Origin of the sequence: Planktothrix rubescens CCAP 1459/22 (assembly GCA_904830895.1) — a bacterium.
Taxonomy (GTDB): domain Bacteria; phylum Cyanobacteriota; class Cyanobacteriia; order Cyanobacteriales; family Microcoleaceae; genus Planktothrix; species Planktothrix agardhii.
On the sequence record LR882958.1, the window covers coordinates 5,413,584 to 5,431,072 of the forward strand.

The window sequence follows — 17,489 nt, forward strand, 5'->3', positions numbered from 1 at the left end:
ATAGAGATGAATTTTATTGTTTTGAGAGTGAAAAAAGCTGAACTATGAAATGGTGGCAACGACTAAAAACGAATCCTTTAGCTCAATTTGGGGCTGGAATTTTACTGTTATTTTATTTAGTGGTAATTGCGGCAAATTTTGTTGCACCCTATAGTCCTTATGAATCCCAACTTAACGCTTCTTTATTACCCCCGACCCAAATTTATTGGTATGATCAAAAAGGGCAATGGATAGGCGCCCATGTTTATCCCACTACTCAAGGCCCGGTTGATATTGAAACCGGAAAACGTGAAATTAATCTTGATAAAAGTCAGCCTAGTCCAGTGCGATTTTTTGTGCCGGGAGAACCTTATAAAATTCTAGGAATAATTCCTTTTGATCGTCATTTATTCGGGACTGTAGGGGCTGGAAAAATTAACTTACTCGGCACAGATGAACAGGCTAGAGATCAGTTTAGTCGCCTAGTTCATGGGGGGCGAATTAGTCTAAGTATTGGATTAGTAGGAATTATGATTTCTTTCCCGTTAGGAATGATTTTTGGCGGGATTTCTGGGTATTTTGGCGGATGGTTAGATAGCTTAATTATGCGAATTGTTGAAGTTTTAATGACGATTCCAGGGTTATATTTATTGGTGGCATTAGCAGCCGTTTTACCGCCCCAAATTAGCAGTACCCAGCGTTTTTTGTTAATTGTGGTGATTATTTCTTTTATTAGTTGGGCTGGTTTAGCGCGGGTGATTCGAGGGCAGGTTTTATCAATTAAGGAACAACAATTTGTGCAAGCATCAAGGGCAATTGGTGCAAGTCCGTTGTATATTATCACCCGTCATGTTCTGCCCCAAACGGCTACTTATTTGATTATTTCGGCTACCTTAGCGATTCCTAGTTTTATTATTTCAGAATCGGTTTTAAGTTTAATTGGACTAGGGATTCAACCCCCCGATCCCTCCTGGGGAAATTTACTTTCTTCTGCTACCAATGCCTCAATTTTAGTCCTACAACCTTGGTTAATTTGGCCGCCCGCTATTTTAATTATTTTGACAGTTTTAGCCTTTAATTTATTAGGAGATGGGTTAAGAGATGCCCTTGATCCGCGTAGTATTCAACGATAGTTGATCTTCCCTTACTTGATTGATTAGAATAAAGCTTGAATTCAAGTTCTACTAATGTTAACTAAAAAATCTGGGTGTCAAAATGTTGTGATTGTTGGAGGCGGCCCATCGGGACTGGCGATCGCCTTAATGTTAGCAAAACGCGGCTGGACAGAAATTACCGTTTTAGAAAAAAGAAAAACGGCTGACGATTACGAACCTTAACTGCCGCAACCACCGCCAACAAAGACGAATTTGCAAGTTTAACCAATGCCAAAAACCCTGAAATTGAGGGGCAGACAAGGGAGACGGTGAGGTTAATTGTTGAATGGCATTATCACACTTTTGCACATCGGCATCAAGTCCCAGATTTTGATACAATTCACGGGCATTTCGATAAGCACCCAGGGCTTCTTCACAACAATTAAGTTTTTCAAGAGCATTTCCAGTATTAAACCAAAAAATTATTCTTTTTGATTGAAATATTGACACTGAGATCAATTTATGATTCAATGAAGTGAAGAATTAAATAAAAATTAATTATATATGGAACAATTAACTGATAAACCTTTATTAGAGTTTGCAAATGTTACTTTTGGTTACGGCAATAATCAAGATAAAGTTTTACAAAATGTATCGTTTAGTATTTTTCCAGGAGATCAAATAGGTATTTTGGGGGATAATGGATCGGGAAAATCAACTATCATTAAGATCTTATTAGGTTTATATTCTCCTGAACAAGGGAAAGTTAGCTTGTTTGATCAAAAAGTTTCTTGGAAAAAACATTATCCAAAATTAGGATATATTGGTGATCCATCATATAACTTAGGAGAATTAGGATTACCAACTTCTTTATCTGTTAAAAATGTAGTTGAAATTTTTAAGTTACTATGGAAACAGTCAAATCAATATTTACCAAGTTGCGATGACATTGAACAAAGATTAAATATTCCTAACTTTTATAGTTGTAATATAGGAAAACTATCTAAAGGGCAAAGAATGAGGTTAATGGCTTTTTTAGCACTTGGTAAAAAAATAGATTTATTGGTTGCTGATGAAGCTACTGAGGGATTAGATGGAAAAGTAAAAAAGATCATTCTATCAGAAATTAAACGTGCAATAGAAGATTTTAACCTTAGCATTTTATGGATATCTCATAAATTTGATGAAATATTTGTACTAACTAATAAGATCTATGAGCTACAAGATGGTTATCTTAATCAGAAAATAACAGACAATTTTAATTATAAAATAGAAATCAAGTCTTCATCTCTAGGTTCTAATGTTGATCAAAGTATTGACCAACATAACATTTTCCAAGTTATAGGAGAGCTTTTGGAAAATAGTTTAATTGATGAATTTACAATAAAAGTGCGAAAATAAAAAGTACATACTTGTTACTAGATTGATAACCATGAGTCTCAAAAATATCTTGATCTTAGTTAAACCTCATTTAATAAATTTAGTGAATTCATGGAAATGGCTTGCTATTATAATGCTTTTAACTTGCATTTTTACATTTTTTTACAGTTGGGATGGTACAGAATTATTGTTTTTAGATATACCTTTAGAAGGTTATAAACCTTTTGGGAATCAAGCATTAATTATTTGTTTAAATGAATTCTTTTCGTGGACATGGATAATTTTAAGTTTCTACATACTTCTCAAGCTTATGTTTCCTTTAGGAGATAGCTTTTTGGTTAGTGAACTATTATGGTTACGACTAACTCCATGTAAACCTGCCGAGATTGCTGCTTCAAGAGCTATTTGGATTTTAAGTTATGCTATTTTATTGGGTATTTTAGGTGGAATTTGGTCAATATTAACTGCTTTTGTCCATCAAATTTCACCTAACCCACTGTTTATAAATGTTTTGGGTTTAGTCAGCCACGTTATTCTTTCAGGAGGAATAATCGTTATATTAGACTTTGGCTTAACGTTCGATTTCTATGTTAGAAAGATGATTGCTGTTATTGCTCTATTCATACCCTGGATCTTAAAGTTTATAAGTATGGCCATAGATAAAGTAGCTATTTTAAGAATTATTAAGTTTTTTCCTTACACTATTCCATTTCAGCCTCCACTAAGTGATAATATATATCACTTTGGGACAGCTGCAATTATTGGCATTGTCTTTTTAGGCATACATATATTACTAAAAGCTCAATATATGCCTAGTGAAAACAAATAATTTAATAGGACATCTTAAAGAACAATGATAAAATATATTAGGTACAGTCTTTTACCTGTTTTAGTGATTATCCCACTTTTATTAAGCTGTAGCCCATTAACAGGAGTATTTTATGAGGTATCTGTATATATTGGAGATCAGCTAATTAATACAGCAGCTGGCCAAACGATAGAAATTGTTTTAGATAAAATTACTAAATATTTTCAAGATCATGTAATAATTGATTCTGATAATGGAAATAAAGGAACTTGGTCAGGGAACATAGACTTTAAAAGTGATGGAGCAAGTTGTCGACAAATATATACCCTGAAAATGCCTAGAATGTACCGTGAATCAATAGATTCACCCTGGGGCTTAGCGCCAGATTTTAGAAAAAAAGTTGATGATCATTTTGATCCTTATTGTTCCTAAAATTTATGGAGATAACTATGAATTTCACTATTAAAACTCTAGCAAGAATAATTGCTATCATTATTATGTCAGTAAGTTTAATACTGTTCCTGTATGGAGCTATTAAGTTTTCGCGTGTAGAAACCGCAGAAACAATTTTTTCAAATATCCAAATCTCAACTCCTGGAGTTACTGTGACATCCTCACTATCTGAAAAAACCAAGAACAATGCTCAAATACTTATGGTGGGTTCCCTAATAGGTTTCGTTTTAGGAACTGGAGGATTAATTTTAACTAAGCAACTAGCCAATTCAAGTTCTTCCTCAGAACATCAGGAAAATGAAGATTCAAAAACTTAAATTATAAGCCAAAATTTAAGTGTGGGTATTTCACCTATTTAAAATTGACTTTTTGAGCTTCAGAAATATTAGATATCAAGCTAATTCCATTACTACATCAATACTATGTCCTAATACTTCATAAACTTTCCGTTGTTTAAATAATTCTAAACAATCGGCATTAATAGTATTTTTAGAGGCTTCTTGTTGTAGAATTTTCAATGCGGTAACGGTGGGTAATCCGCTTTTGTAAGGGCGATCACCAGCCGTTAAAGCATCATAAATATCGGCGATCGTAATGATTTGGGCTTGAATCGGAATATCGACGCTTGTTAACCCCAAGGGATACCCAGTTCCATTCAGTTTTTCATGATGGCGATAGGCAATCATGGGTACATTTTTTAAATCATTTGTCCAAGGAATTTGTTTTAAAAATGCGTAGGTATAACTAACATGGGATTCAATACTTTCCCGTTCTTCTGGGGTTAAAGTCCCTTGATGGATCAACAGTTGATCAATTTCTTCTGGAGTTAATAAAGGTTTCATTTCTCCATCTAAATCGCGGTAGGTTATTTGGGCAACTTCTCGCAGTTGATTTAAGGGAATTTCTGCTAAAACTTTAGGTTCATTAGCTTCTAATAAAATCGTCCAATATTTACTTAATTTAGTGACAGATTGCGATAATTTTTGATCCGATTCTTGCAAAGATTGACAGAATATACATTCTTCTTCCTGGGGTAGCTTTTGGGCAGAATGTTGCAACAAATGTTCATATTTTCTCTGAATTGATTCTGCTTCTAAGGTGCGTTGAGCTAAGGCAAATCGATGACGGATGACTTCTAATTGAGTAGGATAGAGTTTTTTGGGTTTGGTTAAAATGGCTTCGGGAACCCCGACTTTTCCAAAATCATGTAATAGGGCTGCATAGCGTAATTCTTGCAATTGACGCTCACTAAATGTAATTTCAGAGAGGGAACCAAAGTTAGTTTGACTCACTTCTTGACTTAAACGCACAGCTAATTCTGCGACTCTTTCTGAGTGACCACAAGTGCAGGGATCTCTGGCTTCAATCACTTCTACCGATGCTTTAACAAATCCCTCAAACAAATTTTCAATACTTTCTTGTAAATGATTTCTTTCAATCGAAATAGCAGCCTGGGAAGCCAGCGATCGCAAAATTCGCTCCTCCCATTTAGAATAGGATTTTGTTGCTTCTATGGCATTTTCTGGCGTAATCTTGATATCAGGGTTAACCTTACGATTAATTAATTGTAATACCCCGATCACTTCCCCCTTGCGGTTTTGCATTGGAACCACTAAAACTGAACGGGTACGATAACTAATATTTTCATCAAAACTCCGATCTAGTTGATAGGGTTCATGTATGGGTAAATCATAGGCATCGGGAATATTTAAAGAAACCGAATTTAAAGCCACATATCCGGCTAAACTGCGAGGGGTTAAGGGGATAGCAAATTCTTTAAAAGATAAGTTAGGTAAAGACGCATTTTGAGCAATTTTAAACAGTAATTTTGAGTTATTATCACTGTGATCCAAAAGATAAACACTTCCCGCATCACTGGACGTAATTTCACGACTTTTAGCTAAAATTAAATTCAGCAGGGAGCTTAAATCTTCAGTTCCAGATAAGGCAGTACCAATATCGAGAAGTTTCTCAATTAGTTCCGCTTGTTCATCAAATTCAGGCAAGAACTTGGGGTTATTAAAAATCATCTTTCTTCAACACAGCTAAAGCTGCGAATTCAAATGGGGAAATAGCAAAGGCTTATGGGGTATTCTATCATAAAAAAAACGGCAGTATTCTTAAGATTAAAACAGTGCTGAGATTTGTTGCGCTAGGGCAAAATCTTTTTCGGTTAAGCCCCCGGCATCATGACTGGTTAAACTGATGGTCAATTTATTATAGGAAATTTCTAAATCGGGGTGATGTCCAGCCGTTTCCGCAGGTTCAACAAGTTTGTTAACAAATGCAATCGCTTCAATAAAATCTTTAAAGATTTTGACTATTTTTAAATGCTTTCCTTCCACTTTCCAGTCGGGAACTTGACTAGAAAGTTCTTGAATTTGGCTAGAATTGAGTAGTGCAACCATGGGATTATTAGGGATAAAAATAAATTGATTATAAACAATACTATCCGCCCTCACCCAGCCCTGGTTTTAGCCGTTGCCATTCCAGATCGGGCGAGAGCGGTGTAGCGGGTCTCTTGAATCGGAACCTGACTGCCGGAAGATCACTCTAACAAGTCCGGTTATCTAGGTCAACAAGTGTCCTAACAGAACATAGACTTGGCACTAGAGGACAGCCCCGGCGCACAGCCGGCATTTTCCAATCAAGTGACCCATGGGTTTACTACCTTCAATCATGGGCATCACCTCCTTGATTCCCTAAACGGTTTAATTCGTTCAGTGTTTACGCTTTTTAGGATAACACAATATTTCAGAATTGCACACCCCAATTGGTAAAAAAATCAAATACTTTCCAGAGGTAAAATTAAGATTTTGCAATCTATCGGGAAATAGGGATCACGGATTTAAGAGGATTTCACGGATTTCACGGATTTTAATCTATGTTAATCTGCATAATCCTGCTTGGCTAAATTTAAGTTTTCATAACATTCAAAGGGTTGATGAATCCAGGGATGATCAGCCAGATAATCAATATAATAATCGGGAGCGATCGCCGAACAACTTTTGTACCACAAAACAGCGGTTTTCATTTCTTGAATTTGGGGATAACGGGATTTTAACCAACCGATAGACTCTTGTAAACTAACCCCAGAATCGACTAAATCATCTACTAATAAAACTTGACTTCCTAATGTGTCTGTTGTCATTGTTAGGTGTTCAGCGAGTTTAATTCCTCCTCGAACTTTCCCCCCGACTCCAGAATAGGATGATGTGGATAAAATTGCCAGGGGTTGATCAAAAATTCGAGATAAAATATCCCCCACGCGCAATCCTCCCCTTGCTAAACAGACAATTTGATTAAATTGCCATTGGGAGTCATAAATTTTTTTGGCTAAGGTTTCAATCTTTTGATGATATTCTGTCCAAGAAATATACAGATCGCTCATAATTAGGTAATGGGTAATTCGTAATGGGTAATTCGTAATTCGTAATTCGTAATTCGTAATTCGTAATTCGTAATTACCCATTACTCATTTTCGATAAACAGCGTTCTAAATAAATTTGAGCCACTTGATCTTGGGGATTGCGATCCAGACATTCTTGGAATAACTGTGCCGCCTCTGAGTAACGTTCTAAATAATACTGCATTAATCCATACTCAAAGGTAGTTTTTGTAATTAATTTCCCCGCTTTAATTTCGGGTAAATCTGCATCAAACACCTCATAGACAGTAACAGCATCGGATTTTCCTTTGACTTTTACCCGATCAATAATTCTAAACGCATATTGATTAGCGTCTTCTAAAGCCATAAAAGTCCAATGGGTAATTAATAAAGAAACCCCATAATTTTTAGTTAAATTTTCAATCCGAGAAGCCACATTCACCGAATCACTAATCACCGTACTATCCAGGCGATTTTTACCCCCGACAATTCCCAACATTAATCCCCCGGTATTAATGCCAATGCCAATTTTAATTGGGGGACGATCGGGGCGTTGGCGGGTTTCATTATAGTCATTAAGTCGATTAATCATCTCCACTCCAGCTCGTACAGAATCATCGGCAGATCCGCCAAATAATGCCATAATTTCATCCCCAATATATTTATCAATAAACCCATAATTATCAACAATTGCAGGCTCCATACGACTTAAAAAAGCATTAATAAATTTAAAATTATCTTCGGGTGTCATATCTTCAGACAGGCTAGTAAAATCCCGAATATCAGCAAATAAAATCGACATTTCTTTTTGAACTGCCGCCCCTAACTGCACTTCTACAATACTTTCATAACCCAAAAAAGAAAGAAATTCATGGGGAACAAATCGCGCCGCTGCGTCGGTTAATTCAAATTCAGAATCTAGGGCTTCATCTAAATGAAGATTCAATTCTGAGAGTTTTTGCATAAATTGAATTCGATCTTCTTCGGCTTTTTTTCGCTCGGTAATATCAACCACAAAACCTTCATAATAAAGTAATTGATTCTGCTCATTAAATACAGCCCGGGCATTTTCAGAAATCCAAATAATACTGCCATCTTTACGATAGGCTTTAAATTCAAATCCTGAAACTTCTCCCTGCTGATCAATTAATTGTTTAAAATCCTTTCGCCTTTGGGAATCAACATAAAGTTCTTCTTGAACATTAGTAATCATCGACATTAAATCCCAGGGAGAATCATAACCTAAAATTCTGGCTAGGGCGGGATTTGCACTAATATAACGTCCGGTGGGTGTAGTTTGAAATAAGCCTTCACTAGCATTTTCAAAAATACTGCGATATTTTTCTTCCGCCTGTCTTAATGCTTGTTCAGTTTGCTGACGTTTAGTAATATCTTGAAAGGCGAGAATTGCATAGGCTAAATCCCCCTGTTCGTCATAGGTTGGTGTCACCCAATTTTCAATCAAAATGGTTTTATCTCCTTGATTGACTTCTAAAATAAAGGTGGTGTCTTGGGTCGAATTAGAGAAATTATCATCGGAAATTGGGGCATAGGATAGATGGTTTTGAAACCCGTTAAGATAGGCTTGATAAATATTAGATAAGGCATCACAGACCACTCCAGGAATCACTTTAGTTTTGAGTAATTCCTGAGCTTTTTGATTGGTATAATAGGGCTTTCCTGTGGGATCTAAAACAGCAACACCCACGGGAATTCCTTCTAAAAATTGTGTCATCTGTCGTTCATTATTTCTAACCTGGGAATACAGTTTAGCATTATCAATGGAAATTGCAGCTTGAGAAAATAGGATTTTCAGAACTTCTAATCTTTCTGGGGTAAACACTGCGGTTGTTAAGTTATTTTCAAGATACAGAATTCCAATCAATTTTCCTCTATTTTTAATCGGAGTCATTAAAATAGATCGGGATTGATGATGTTCCAAATAGGGATCATGACGATATCGCGGTTCTTGACGAGCATCGGATAAAATCACAAATTCTTGGGTTTGAATCACCGTATTCAGAATTAAAAGCGGTAGGTTTTCACTCTCCTCTATGGGTAGGGATTTTAATAAGGAATGAATTTCAATGGAGTCCCCATTTAAAGGATTTAAACTAGCGATCGCTTCAATCACTAAGTTGCCCGATTTAAACAAAAGAATACAACATTTTTCTGCTCCAGCATTTTGAATCACCACTTGAATTAATCGCCTCAAAAGCTGCTCTAAATCAATTTCTTGAGATAGGGCTTGAGAGGCTTTGGTCACCGTTGCTAAATCAAGAGCAGCCGAACCCCCATTACTACTTGATATAATTGTTTCTTCGGTATTTGTATTGATTGTGACTCCAGTTTTAGGGACAATAATTTGTTCCAAAATAGAATCTAACAGTTGAGAATAACGAGATTCTAAAATCTTAACTTTAGCAAAAGCGCCCCAATGAGCATAACCATAATAGGCATCAATTAGGTATACCCGAGCAATTTTTTCTTTTCCCCAATCTAAATAAAATTGAGCCGCTAATTCATAACCGAGGGCTTCTTCCTGAATAAATTGATGGGTTTGAGCCCAATCGATCGCTTGTTCAAAGGCTTCCATCACTTTAACATAATTCCCTTGAATTCGGTTATATTCGGCTTCTACCAAATAAAAATAATGGGAAAAATTTACCGGAGTCAAGGTAGCATAGATTTTTAGTTTTTCAAGATTTAAGGAAATTGTTTCTAAAATACGAGCCTGTTGCTCCCCAGAATATTCAGAATAGAGGGCTAGATTAATTAAAGATTGATAACAGTAAAAAATCGGTAAGAAAATGAAATAGGTTTGTCTATCTAAATATAATTCGGCTTGTTGACACCACTCCCGCGCCTGTTGAAATTTCCCTAATCTATAGGTTAAAATCATAAAATTTAAAGCCAATTGGAACGGTATTTCCTGGGAAGAATGTCCAATTTCACTTATTTTTGGGATTTGGGTTTCAACATAAGAAAAATTCAGTAGGGTTTGGGGATCTAATTTCCCATTTAAAATTTGTAACTTTTGATCATAGTGGGTCATAACCATAAGTTCCGATGGAGATTTTAAATCTCGAAACTGATTTAAGAAATACTCAATTTCTGATTCTAATTCCGATATGTCTTTACCCAATATATCCGCTATTTCAATATAGGATTGAGCTAGACAATACCCTTGTTCAATATTCCCAAGTTCTTGAATTTGGTATGAGTATAGTTGTAGAGGTGATAACAGATTTTTTAAGGAATATTTATAGGGTTTAATTAGGGTATAAACTAATTTTTTGACATTAATTTTTAACTCATAATTCCCTAATTTAGCAGATAATTCTAAAGCCAATTCTCCCATTTCATTCCCTAATTCTATATCTCCTTTGGTACAAAGTATAAATCCGAAAGCTGCATAAACTAAACTAGATAAAGCGGTATTTCCCCGTTGACAGGATAAATTTACTAATGTGATTACCCTTATGGGAAATTGTTCAGGTATAGTAACGTAAGCTGAAGGAAAACTGGCGGTTAAAATAGTGAATAAACTCACTAAATTAGGATCGGATAATTCGGGCAAATCTAATAATTCTAAAGGGGATCTTCCCGCTAAATAATTGATAAAATTTTGCTTTAATTCTTGCCAAGATTCTAAAGGGGAATCATCTCCCAAACTCACATCAAGCTGTTGACAAACAGTTAAAGCAAGATTCACCGCATTTTGATCTTGATGTTGACTTCTATACCCTTGAATCAATAACTCATAAATTCTAACTTGATCCGATAGGGTTTTAGCCTGTTCTAATATAATCCTACCCCAATCATTTAGGGATTCAAAATCTTGACTTAAAGCCGCAACTTCTGTGGCTTCTGTATATAATTCTAAGGTTAATTGATAGTCGGTTTCCCAACTGTTGGCGGTTAATAATCCCATCCCGATCGCTAAATGTCCAACGGCCGTTGGATAGGCGGTGGTTATCTTTGCTTTGCGTCCTGCTATTAAGTTAAATAAGGCTAACTGATGACGTTCTTTTAGATTTTTAATTAAACCTACGCCTAAATTGAACTGATTAATAATATTCAATAAAGTTTCTGGCAAAAGTTCAGTTAAAATTGTTTCTATGGGTTGATCAAACCGTTTTTGAATTTGATTTAATAATAACTTTCCTATTTTTAAATGGGTCGCTTGTCGTTGAGAACTGGGAATTAAAAGATAGGCAGCTTGTTGAATTCGATCATGAATAAATTTATATTGATCAACTCCCGATTGTAATAGGGGTAAAGTTTCATCGGGATCAAATTGTGAACCCAAATCTACACCCATTTCTAGGGAATAAAATGGATAAATTTCTTTAACAATAACAATCAATTGAGCCTGAGCAGCAACTTCTAAGGCTTGTAAGATTTCTAAATAGGATATTTCTGTCACCGTTGCTAAATCAAAGGCATTAAATTGATGGCCTAAACAGGCAGCAAATTTTAAAATTTCCTGGGTTGCTTCTGGTAATTGTTGTAATTTATGAATAATTAAATCTAAAATATTAGGATTGACAAAACGAGTTTTGATTTCCGTTAAATCACATTGCCAACCCCTCAGTAAATCTTGATTACCAAGGGAAGATTGAGGCGGATGAAACCAGATTAGTTCTTCTGTATATAATGACTGGAGAAATTGACTCACAAAAAAAGGATTTCCTTGGGTTTGTTGGTTGACTAATTTCGTTAGGGGTTGAGCTAATTCTAAGGAACAAACTAATGTTTCTGCTATGATTTGATTAATGGCAGATGCTTCTAAAGGATTTAAAACAATCTGCTCAATCGGAGTTCCTAAATTTTCTAAGGTTTTTAAGGTTTCTCTTAAAGGATGGGTTTCTCCGATTTCTTGATCCCGATAGGCTAGAATTAAAACTAGGGATTGGGATGAATTTTCAGGACTCATTAATACCTGAATTAATCTTAAAGATTCTATATCCGCCCATTGTAAATCATCCAAAAAAATAATTAAGGGATGGGGCGGTTGAGCAAAGACCTGAATTAACCTGAGAATTAAACGATTAAACTGATTTTGATCAAGATTTGCTTCTAATTCAGGAGTTAAAACTTGCTGATTTAATAAAGATTTTAGTTCGGGAATAACATCAACGAGAATCTGGGTTTTTTCTCCTAATGCTTCCATTAGTTTGGTTTTCCAATCTTCAACTTTTGCGGGAGTTTCTGTTAAGATTTGTTGAATTAACTGTTTAATCCCTTGTACCCATCCCCAAAAGGGGGTATTATTTCTAAATTGATCAAATTTACCGGATATAAAATAAGCTTGATTTTGGATTGTTTTTTGATAAAACTCTTGAACCAGGGACGATTTTCCAATACCCGATTGACCCGTAATAACGATAATTCTGGATTGAATCTCTGGAAAAATTGAACTTAAATGAGCTAGTTCTGATTCCCGTCCATAAAACTTATCAGGAATAATAAAACGATCATTTAAGTCCATGCTGGCTAGAGGAAATAGAGGAATATCCCCGATTGTTTCCCACTGTTCTAAACATAATTCTAAATCATGTAATAATCCTGATGGGGTTTGATACCGTGCTTCTGGATTTTTAGCCATCAATTTTAAAATAATATTATTTAACATCAAAGGTAAAGAAGGTCTGATTTCAACTAAAGGCAAAGGTAAGAGGGCTAAATGGGCATGAATTAACTCTAAAGGTTCGGAAGATTGGAAGGGAAGTTTGCGCGTGAATAATTGATAAAGGGTAACACCCAAAGAATATAAATCTGTTCGATAATCAATACCTCGATGGGTTCTTCCTGTCTGTTCAGGGGACATATATGCTAAGGTTCCTTCTAACCCTTGGGAATTGAAAAATTCCTGATTTTGGCGGTCAAATTGGGTGGAAATACTAAAATCGATCAGTTGAATTTTTAGGGTTTCGGGATGCACTAAAATATTTTGCAACTTCACATCTTTGTGAATAATTCGATGTTGATATAACTGTTCTAAAATTCGGGTAATTTCAATCGCAATTCTCAATAATTCCCCAAAAGTTAATTCTCGAATCACCCAATAATCTGCCAAGGAAACATAACCCTGATCCTCCATAATCAAGGCAAACCCATTACTATAAGGTTCCAAATCCAAAATCGGAACAATTCCCGATATATTTAGGTTTTTAGTAATCCGATATTGATTCCTAAATTCGATCAACGATACGACGGAGGGGTATTCACTGCGTAATAATTTAATCACCACAGGGCACTGGTCGGACAAACGAATTCCACGATAAACGAGTGTTCTCGATCCGTTATAAATAGGGTTAAGAATCTGATAGCCAGGTAAAGTAATCATAACGGGATTCTCGCTTATCGAAACCGGAAAGGGGTGTGGATTAATAAACAGTTACCAGTTCAGTTGTTATTGATTAATAAAGGCAAGTTACGAAGCGGTTGGGGATTAAAGGTTGATGCTTGACTAGCAACGGACATCCCAAACTCTTTTAATCATAGTTGATCAGTGAGGATTGTTCAGGAATTGGCTCAAATATCCCACCATCGGGTAATATTGCCCCAGTTAAAATCGCCTCTGTGCAGTTTACCCCAGTGTCAAACTGTTCCCTGGAGATTAGCGCGGGAAAGGTCAGCCAGAGCTAGATTAGCCCCACTTAAATTAGCGTCTTTTAAGTTAGCACCGATTAATTGTGCTTGACTGAGATCGGCATTGCTCAGGTCTGCTCGTCTCAAATCACAAAAATTTAATCGGGTTTGTTGTAAATTGGCACTAACTAACTTGACTCGCTGTAAGTTAGCACCTGTCATTTCCGCTTGGCTTAAATTCGCTACTACTAATTTAGCCTGTTTTAAGTTGGCTTGGGTAAGATTGGCATTTTGGAGATTAGCTCCAATTAAATTAGCATAACTTAAATTGACTCCGGTTAAATCCAGACCAGATAGGTCGATACCTTGAAAATTGCGATCGCCGTTTTCATATCTTCGCATCAGTTCCCCCCTGGTACTAATACTAATATCCCGTTGAGGTGAAAATAACCGGGGAAATGTGAAGGTATTACCACTTTTGATCACCTGTGAAACTTCTTCATAAAACGGATAGGAACCTAAACCACTTAATCGTAACCAACCTCGAGAACGAGTCATGGCGACAAATAATTGATTGCGGAAATTAAGATTATTTTCTGCGATCGCAACTTGCTCTAAACCAACAATATAAACCATATCTGCTCCCTGTCCCTTAGCTCGATGAATCCGAGAAATTGTCACCCCACCTTCACACCAAAATTGATTCCCATGGGCATTATTATAACTAGGTTTTAGTATATTACAATCAGAGGTTCCAGGGATAAAAATATCAATGCCTTGCTGAATTAAAAAGTTGGCAATATAGGTTTGTAGTTGTATAGCTTCCCAACCGATTCCTAAAACAATAATTAAAATTTCTCGACTGGGGCGCAACCCGTCAATTTTTAGGTTATAAATAAGGCGATCGCTTAAATCAATTAATTCATCTGAACGAGAATGATAGGCCTCAAATTCAATTAAAGGTTTTTTCCATAACTGAGCCATAGGATTCAGGGAATTTTCTTCAGAACGTTTTAAAGTAATGGTTTCTTCTGTTGTCAAATAAGCATTAACAAGAGATTTTTCCTTTAGTTTTGGATTAGATAAAATTACTTCATAACCCAGCATTTCCCAATCTTCTACCCAAGCAGTTCCGGTTAATAATCCTTGGGGACGTAATAATCCCAAACCCAGGCCATGAGCCGCCGTTAAAATTTCCCATGGAACTCGATAACATCGAGACATAATTTCTGTTTTTTGAATCCCATTGCTATATTCCCCAGTTACTAACTGTCCCAACTTATCCCCAAATAATTCACTCGCCGTCGGAATTTTTAAACTATCTAAACTTTGGATTTCATCATAGGCCCAAATTAATCTTTTTTGTGGAATTTCCCCAATATTCCCATCGGCAACTGTCACCGGACGTAAAGATTGATAAGCCATCCAATAAAAAGGCTGTTTTCCCTCAAATTTCAGATCATCCTCCACCATAAAATCCTGACCTTCATCAATTAAAACCGCATCAAAAATAGCTGGAATTGTAGCTGATTTCAATAAATGTAAACAAGCTTCTGCTAAAGATTCATTGGCTTTTAAACGAGTAGTTTGTTGTAAACTTTGGCTCCAAATCCCCGCCGATTGACAAATAGTTCTATAAAAACCCTGTTGATCTTTAGCTCCCCAAGCATGGAGAACTTTTAACTTAGAATTTTGAGAATCATAGCTAATTTGATTACAACTAAATCTTCTTAAATATTGATCCACCTGTTGTAAAATAGGTTCATATAAACTGCGACTAAAAAATACTAATGCAATATCCCACTCTGGATATTTAAGGTGCATTTGCACCGCTTTTTGACATAATAAAACAGTTTTTCCTGAACCCGCAACTCCTCGGATGCGTTGTGGCCCTGGGGGAATCACCTTAGCAATTTGTTCCTGTTGTAAATCCAATTCAGAAATACGTTTTCTAACCGTTTCTAATACCGCACTACGGGTTAAAGAAGGTTCCAAATAATCCTTTGGACTCAAAAAAAATCGACGAGTCGGCGTCCTAAATAACGGCGTCCCACTAATTACCGCCTTTAACACCCGCCATTGTTCCGGGGAAAGTTCCCCGCCTTTTGCCAGCAAGGGTGCGGTTTTGATCCGTTCGATTAAACTCAACTTTTCCCCAGTTTCCCCCGATTCTGTGATTAAATCTTCTCTAAATAAAATTGGCGGACAACTCGGTAACAGGTCAAATCCCCGATACTGCCATTCAGATTCAAGAATCCGGGGTAGGGCGACCAATACACGACCAGGAACGGCTCGACGGAGAATTTCCTCTAAATTGCAATATTCTAATAAAGCATATAATTGATTTTCAGCCTGTTGATAAGGGTTGGCTTGGGTAGTATAAGATTCTTGTAGTTCCCAGCAATGACCTCTAATCCCTAGAATTTGCTCAATTGTTATTGATTTCACCTCAATAATAATTAATCCCCATTCTGCATCTACGATTAAAATATCAGGTTCCTTGCGAAACCGTCCCAGTTTCGAGAAAATCGGATAGCGCCAATAGGCAATACAATCTCGTTGGACAAAGCTTTGAGAAATGCCAGTCCAAACTTGAGATTCTGCCCGTTCTCCTGCTAAAAATAGAGGTTCAGTGGCAATGAATTTGCGTTCTTGGGATTTGCTATCTCCGATCATTTTTATCCGGTTTCTTACGGCTACAGGTTAAACTAACAAAACGATTGATTCCCATAATATCCACCCTAGCCGATCACAAATTTATTGAGTCTTATGGCTCCTTTTTATCGCCTGACCCTATTTCTATTGGTCTATATTGCCTCCTGGGGTGGAACTTCCTACTTCAGTAGTAGGACTATGGCCGCGGTTGCCAACAAAACCGAACCCCTGACACACACAAGTGATCGCTCCTCCACCAACCCGTTAGGGAGTTCCGATTTATCCTGGCAACTCGCCCAAACTAACCCAGAAAAACCCCCTACCCCAGACGCTAAAACACCCCCACCTCCAAAAAAATCGGGTTTCCGTCTCCCCTCAAAAACATTAATTCTTGGAGTAGGGGCTTTAATTATAACGGTCGGAGCCATTTTAATCTTAATTCGACTAATCAGTCCCTCCGATCCCGAAGAAGGTAAAGTTATTGATATTCAGGCGCAAACCCTGCCTAAATCTCACCCTGAACCCTCTCCATCGGTCAAGGAACAGCCCCAAACCGCCCCCACCGTGATCCAGCCGGGACAACCTTCTGTGTTCTCAGAAGTGAATAGTCATCCAGAGGCGACATTACAAATTTCTAAAACCGATACACCACGGTCAGAATACCCGGCGAGTTCCTCATTAATAGATGCGCCGTATCCGGCTAAACTCGATCCCCAGGAACAATGGATTAATGATTTAAAACAGACTAACCCCAATATTAGGAATAATGCTATTTGGGAACTGGCTCAAGCCGGAGATTCACGGGCAATTCAAGCCTTATTAGAGTTATTAATTAATTCTGACTCAAATCAGCGCAGTTTAGTTTTAGCTGCTCTTTCAGAAATTGGAACTCGCACCTTAAAACCCTTAAACCGAGCGTTAAGTTTGTCCCTTCAAGATGAAAATGCGGAAGTCAGAAAAAATGCAATTCGAGATTTAACCCGAATTTATGATTTAGTCACCCAAATGAGTCAAATTTTACAACGAGCTATTGATGATCCTGATCCTGAAGTTCAAGAAATGGCAAAATGGGCAACGGATCGATTAAGTCGTTTGCGTTCTACTAATAGTCGTGATGAACCTTTAGGGTAATTAC

The 17,489-nt window shown here is 36.7% G+C and carries 13 protein-coding genes; 7 read left to right on the forward strand and 6 right to left on the reverse strand.

The genetic code is table 11. The annotated features are described in order from the left end of the window. Positions 1 to 44: 44 nt before the first annotated feature. Positions 45 to 1,112 (forward strand): ABC transporter permease, encoded by a 1,068-nt coding sequence (locus tag NMG86_RS24540; protein WP_026788103.1) that lies wholly within the window; start codon positions 45 to 47, stop codon positions 1,110 to 1,112. 54 nt (positions 1,113 to 1,166) lie between these two features. Beyond that, positions 1,167 to 1,316 (forward strand): FAD-dependent oxidoreductase, encoded by a 150-nt coding sequence (locus tag NMG86_RS24545; RefSeq protein WP_071783063.1) that lies wholly within the window; start codon positions 1,167 to 1,169, stop codon positions 1,314 to 1,316. On the opposite strand, the gene NMG86_RS24550 is transcribed toward NMG86_RS24545, so the two are convergent. After that, positions 1,278 to 1,583, reverse strand: a complete 306-nt coding sequence (locus tag NMG86_RS24550) for a hypothetical protein (RefSeq protein ID WP_043938954.1) — start codon at positions 1,581 to 1,583, stop codon at positions 1,278 to 1,280. The genes NMG86_RS24545 and NMG86_RS24550 overlap by 39 nt on opposite strands. Before the next feature lie 54 nt (positions 1,584 to 1,637). On the opposite strand from NMG86_RS24550, the gene NMG86_RS24555 reads away from it, so the two are divergent. From NMG86_RS24555 to NMG86_RS24570, 4 genes are read left to right on the forward strand one after another with little or no spacing between them, the layout of a single operon-like run. Then, positions 1,638 to 2,474, forward strand: coding sequence for an ATP-binding cassette domain-containing protein (locus tag NMG86_RS24555; protein WP_026796713.1), 837 nt, complete (start codon positions 1,638 to 1,640; stop codon positions 2,472 to 2,474). A gap of 31 nt (positions 2,475 to 2,505) precedes the next feature. Next, entirely contained in the window at positions 2,506 to 3,282 is a 777-nt protein-coding gene (locus NMG86_RS24560; RefSeq protein WP_026796714.1) for a hypothetical protein, read from the forward strand. A 24-nt stretch (positions 3,283 to 3,306) separates the two neighbouring features. Then, positions 3,307 to 3,693, forward strand: coding sequence for a hypothetical protein (locus NMG86_RS24565; protein ID WP_144018182.1), 387 nt, complete (start codon positions 3,307 to 3,309; stop codon positions 3,691 to 3,693). A 17-nt stretch (positions 3,694 to 3,710) separates the two neighbouring features. After that, positions 3,711 to 4,031 (forward strand): hypothetical protein, encoded by a 321-nt coding sequence (locus NMG86_RS24570; protein WP_026796716.1) that lies wholly within the window; start codon positions 3,711 to 3,713, stop codon positions 4,029 to 4,031. A 75-nt stretch (positions 4,032 to 4,106) separates the two neighbouring features. Here the strand turns inward: NMG86_RS24570 and NMG86_RS24575 are convergent, their stop codons facing one another. From NMG86_RS24575 to NMG86_RS24595, 5 genes are all read right to left on the reverse strand, one after another. Continuing rightward, positions 4,107 to 5,744, reverse strand: a complete 1,638-nt coding sequence (locus NMG86_RS24575; protein WP_026788104.1) for an HD-GYP domain-containing protein — start codon at positions 5,742 to 5,744, stop codon at positions 4,107 to 4,109. 96 nt (positions 5,745 to 5,840) lie between these two features. Next, a complete protein-coding gene (locus tag NMG86_RS24580; protein ID WP_026788105.1) occupies positions 5,841 to 6,122 on the reverse strand; it encodes a 4a-hydroxytetrahydrobiopterin dehydratase in 282 nt (93 codons plus the stop codon). Between the two features lie 479 nt (positions 6,123 to 6,601). Then, positions 6,602 to 7,105, reverse strand: a complete 504-nt coding sequence (locus tag NMG86_RS24585) for a phosphoribosyltransferase (RefSeq protein ID WP_026788106.1) — start codon at positions 7,103 to 7,105, stop codon at positions 6,602 to 6,604. A gap of 73 nt (positions 7,106 to 7,178) precedes the next feature. Further along, positions 7,179 to 13,454, reverse strand: a complete 6,276-nt coding sequence (locus tag NMG86_RS24590) for an AAA family ATPase (protein WP_052338584.1) — start codon at positions 13,452 to 13,454, stop codon at positions 7,179 to 7,181. Positions 13,455 to 13,708: 254 nt separating this feature from the next. Further along, positions 13,709 to 16,375 carry a pentapeptide repeat-containing protein gene (locus NMG86_RS24595; protein WP_043938950.1) on the reverse strand — a complete coding sequence of 889 codons (2,667 nt, stop codon included), beginning with the start codon at positions 16,373 to 16,375 and terminating at the stop codon, positions 13,709 to 13,711. Positions 16,376 to 16,468: 93 nt separating this feature from the next. Between NMG86_RS24595 and NMG86_RS24600 the strand changes: the two genes are divergently transcribed. Further along, entirely contained in the window at positions 16,469 to 17,485 is a 1,017-nt protein-coding gene (locus NMG86_RS24600; protein WP_052338585.1) for a HEAT repeat domain-containing protein, read from the forward strand. The last annotated feature ends 4 nt before the right edge of the window (positions 17,486 to 17,489 follow it).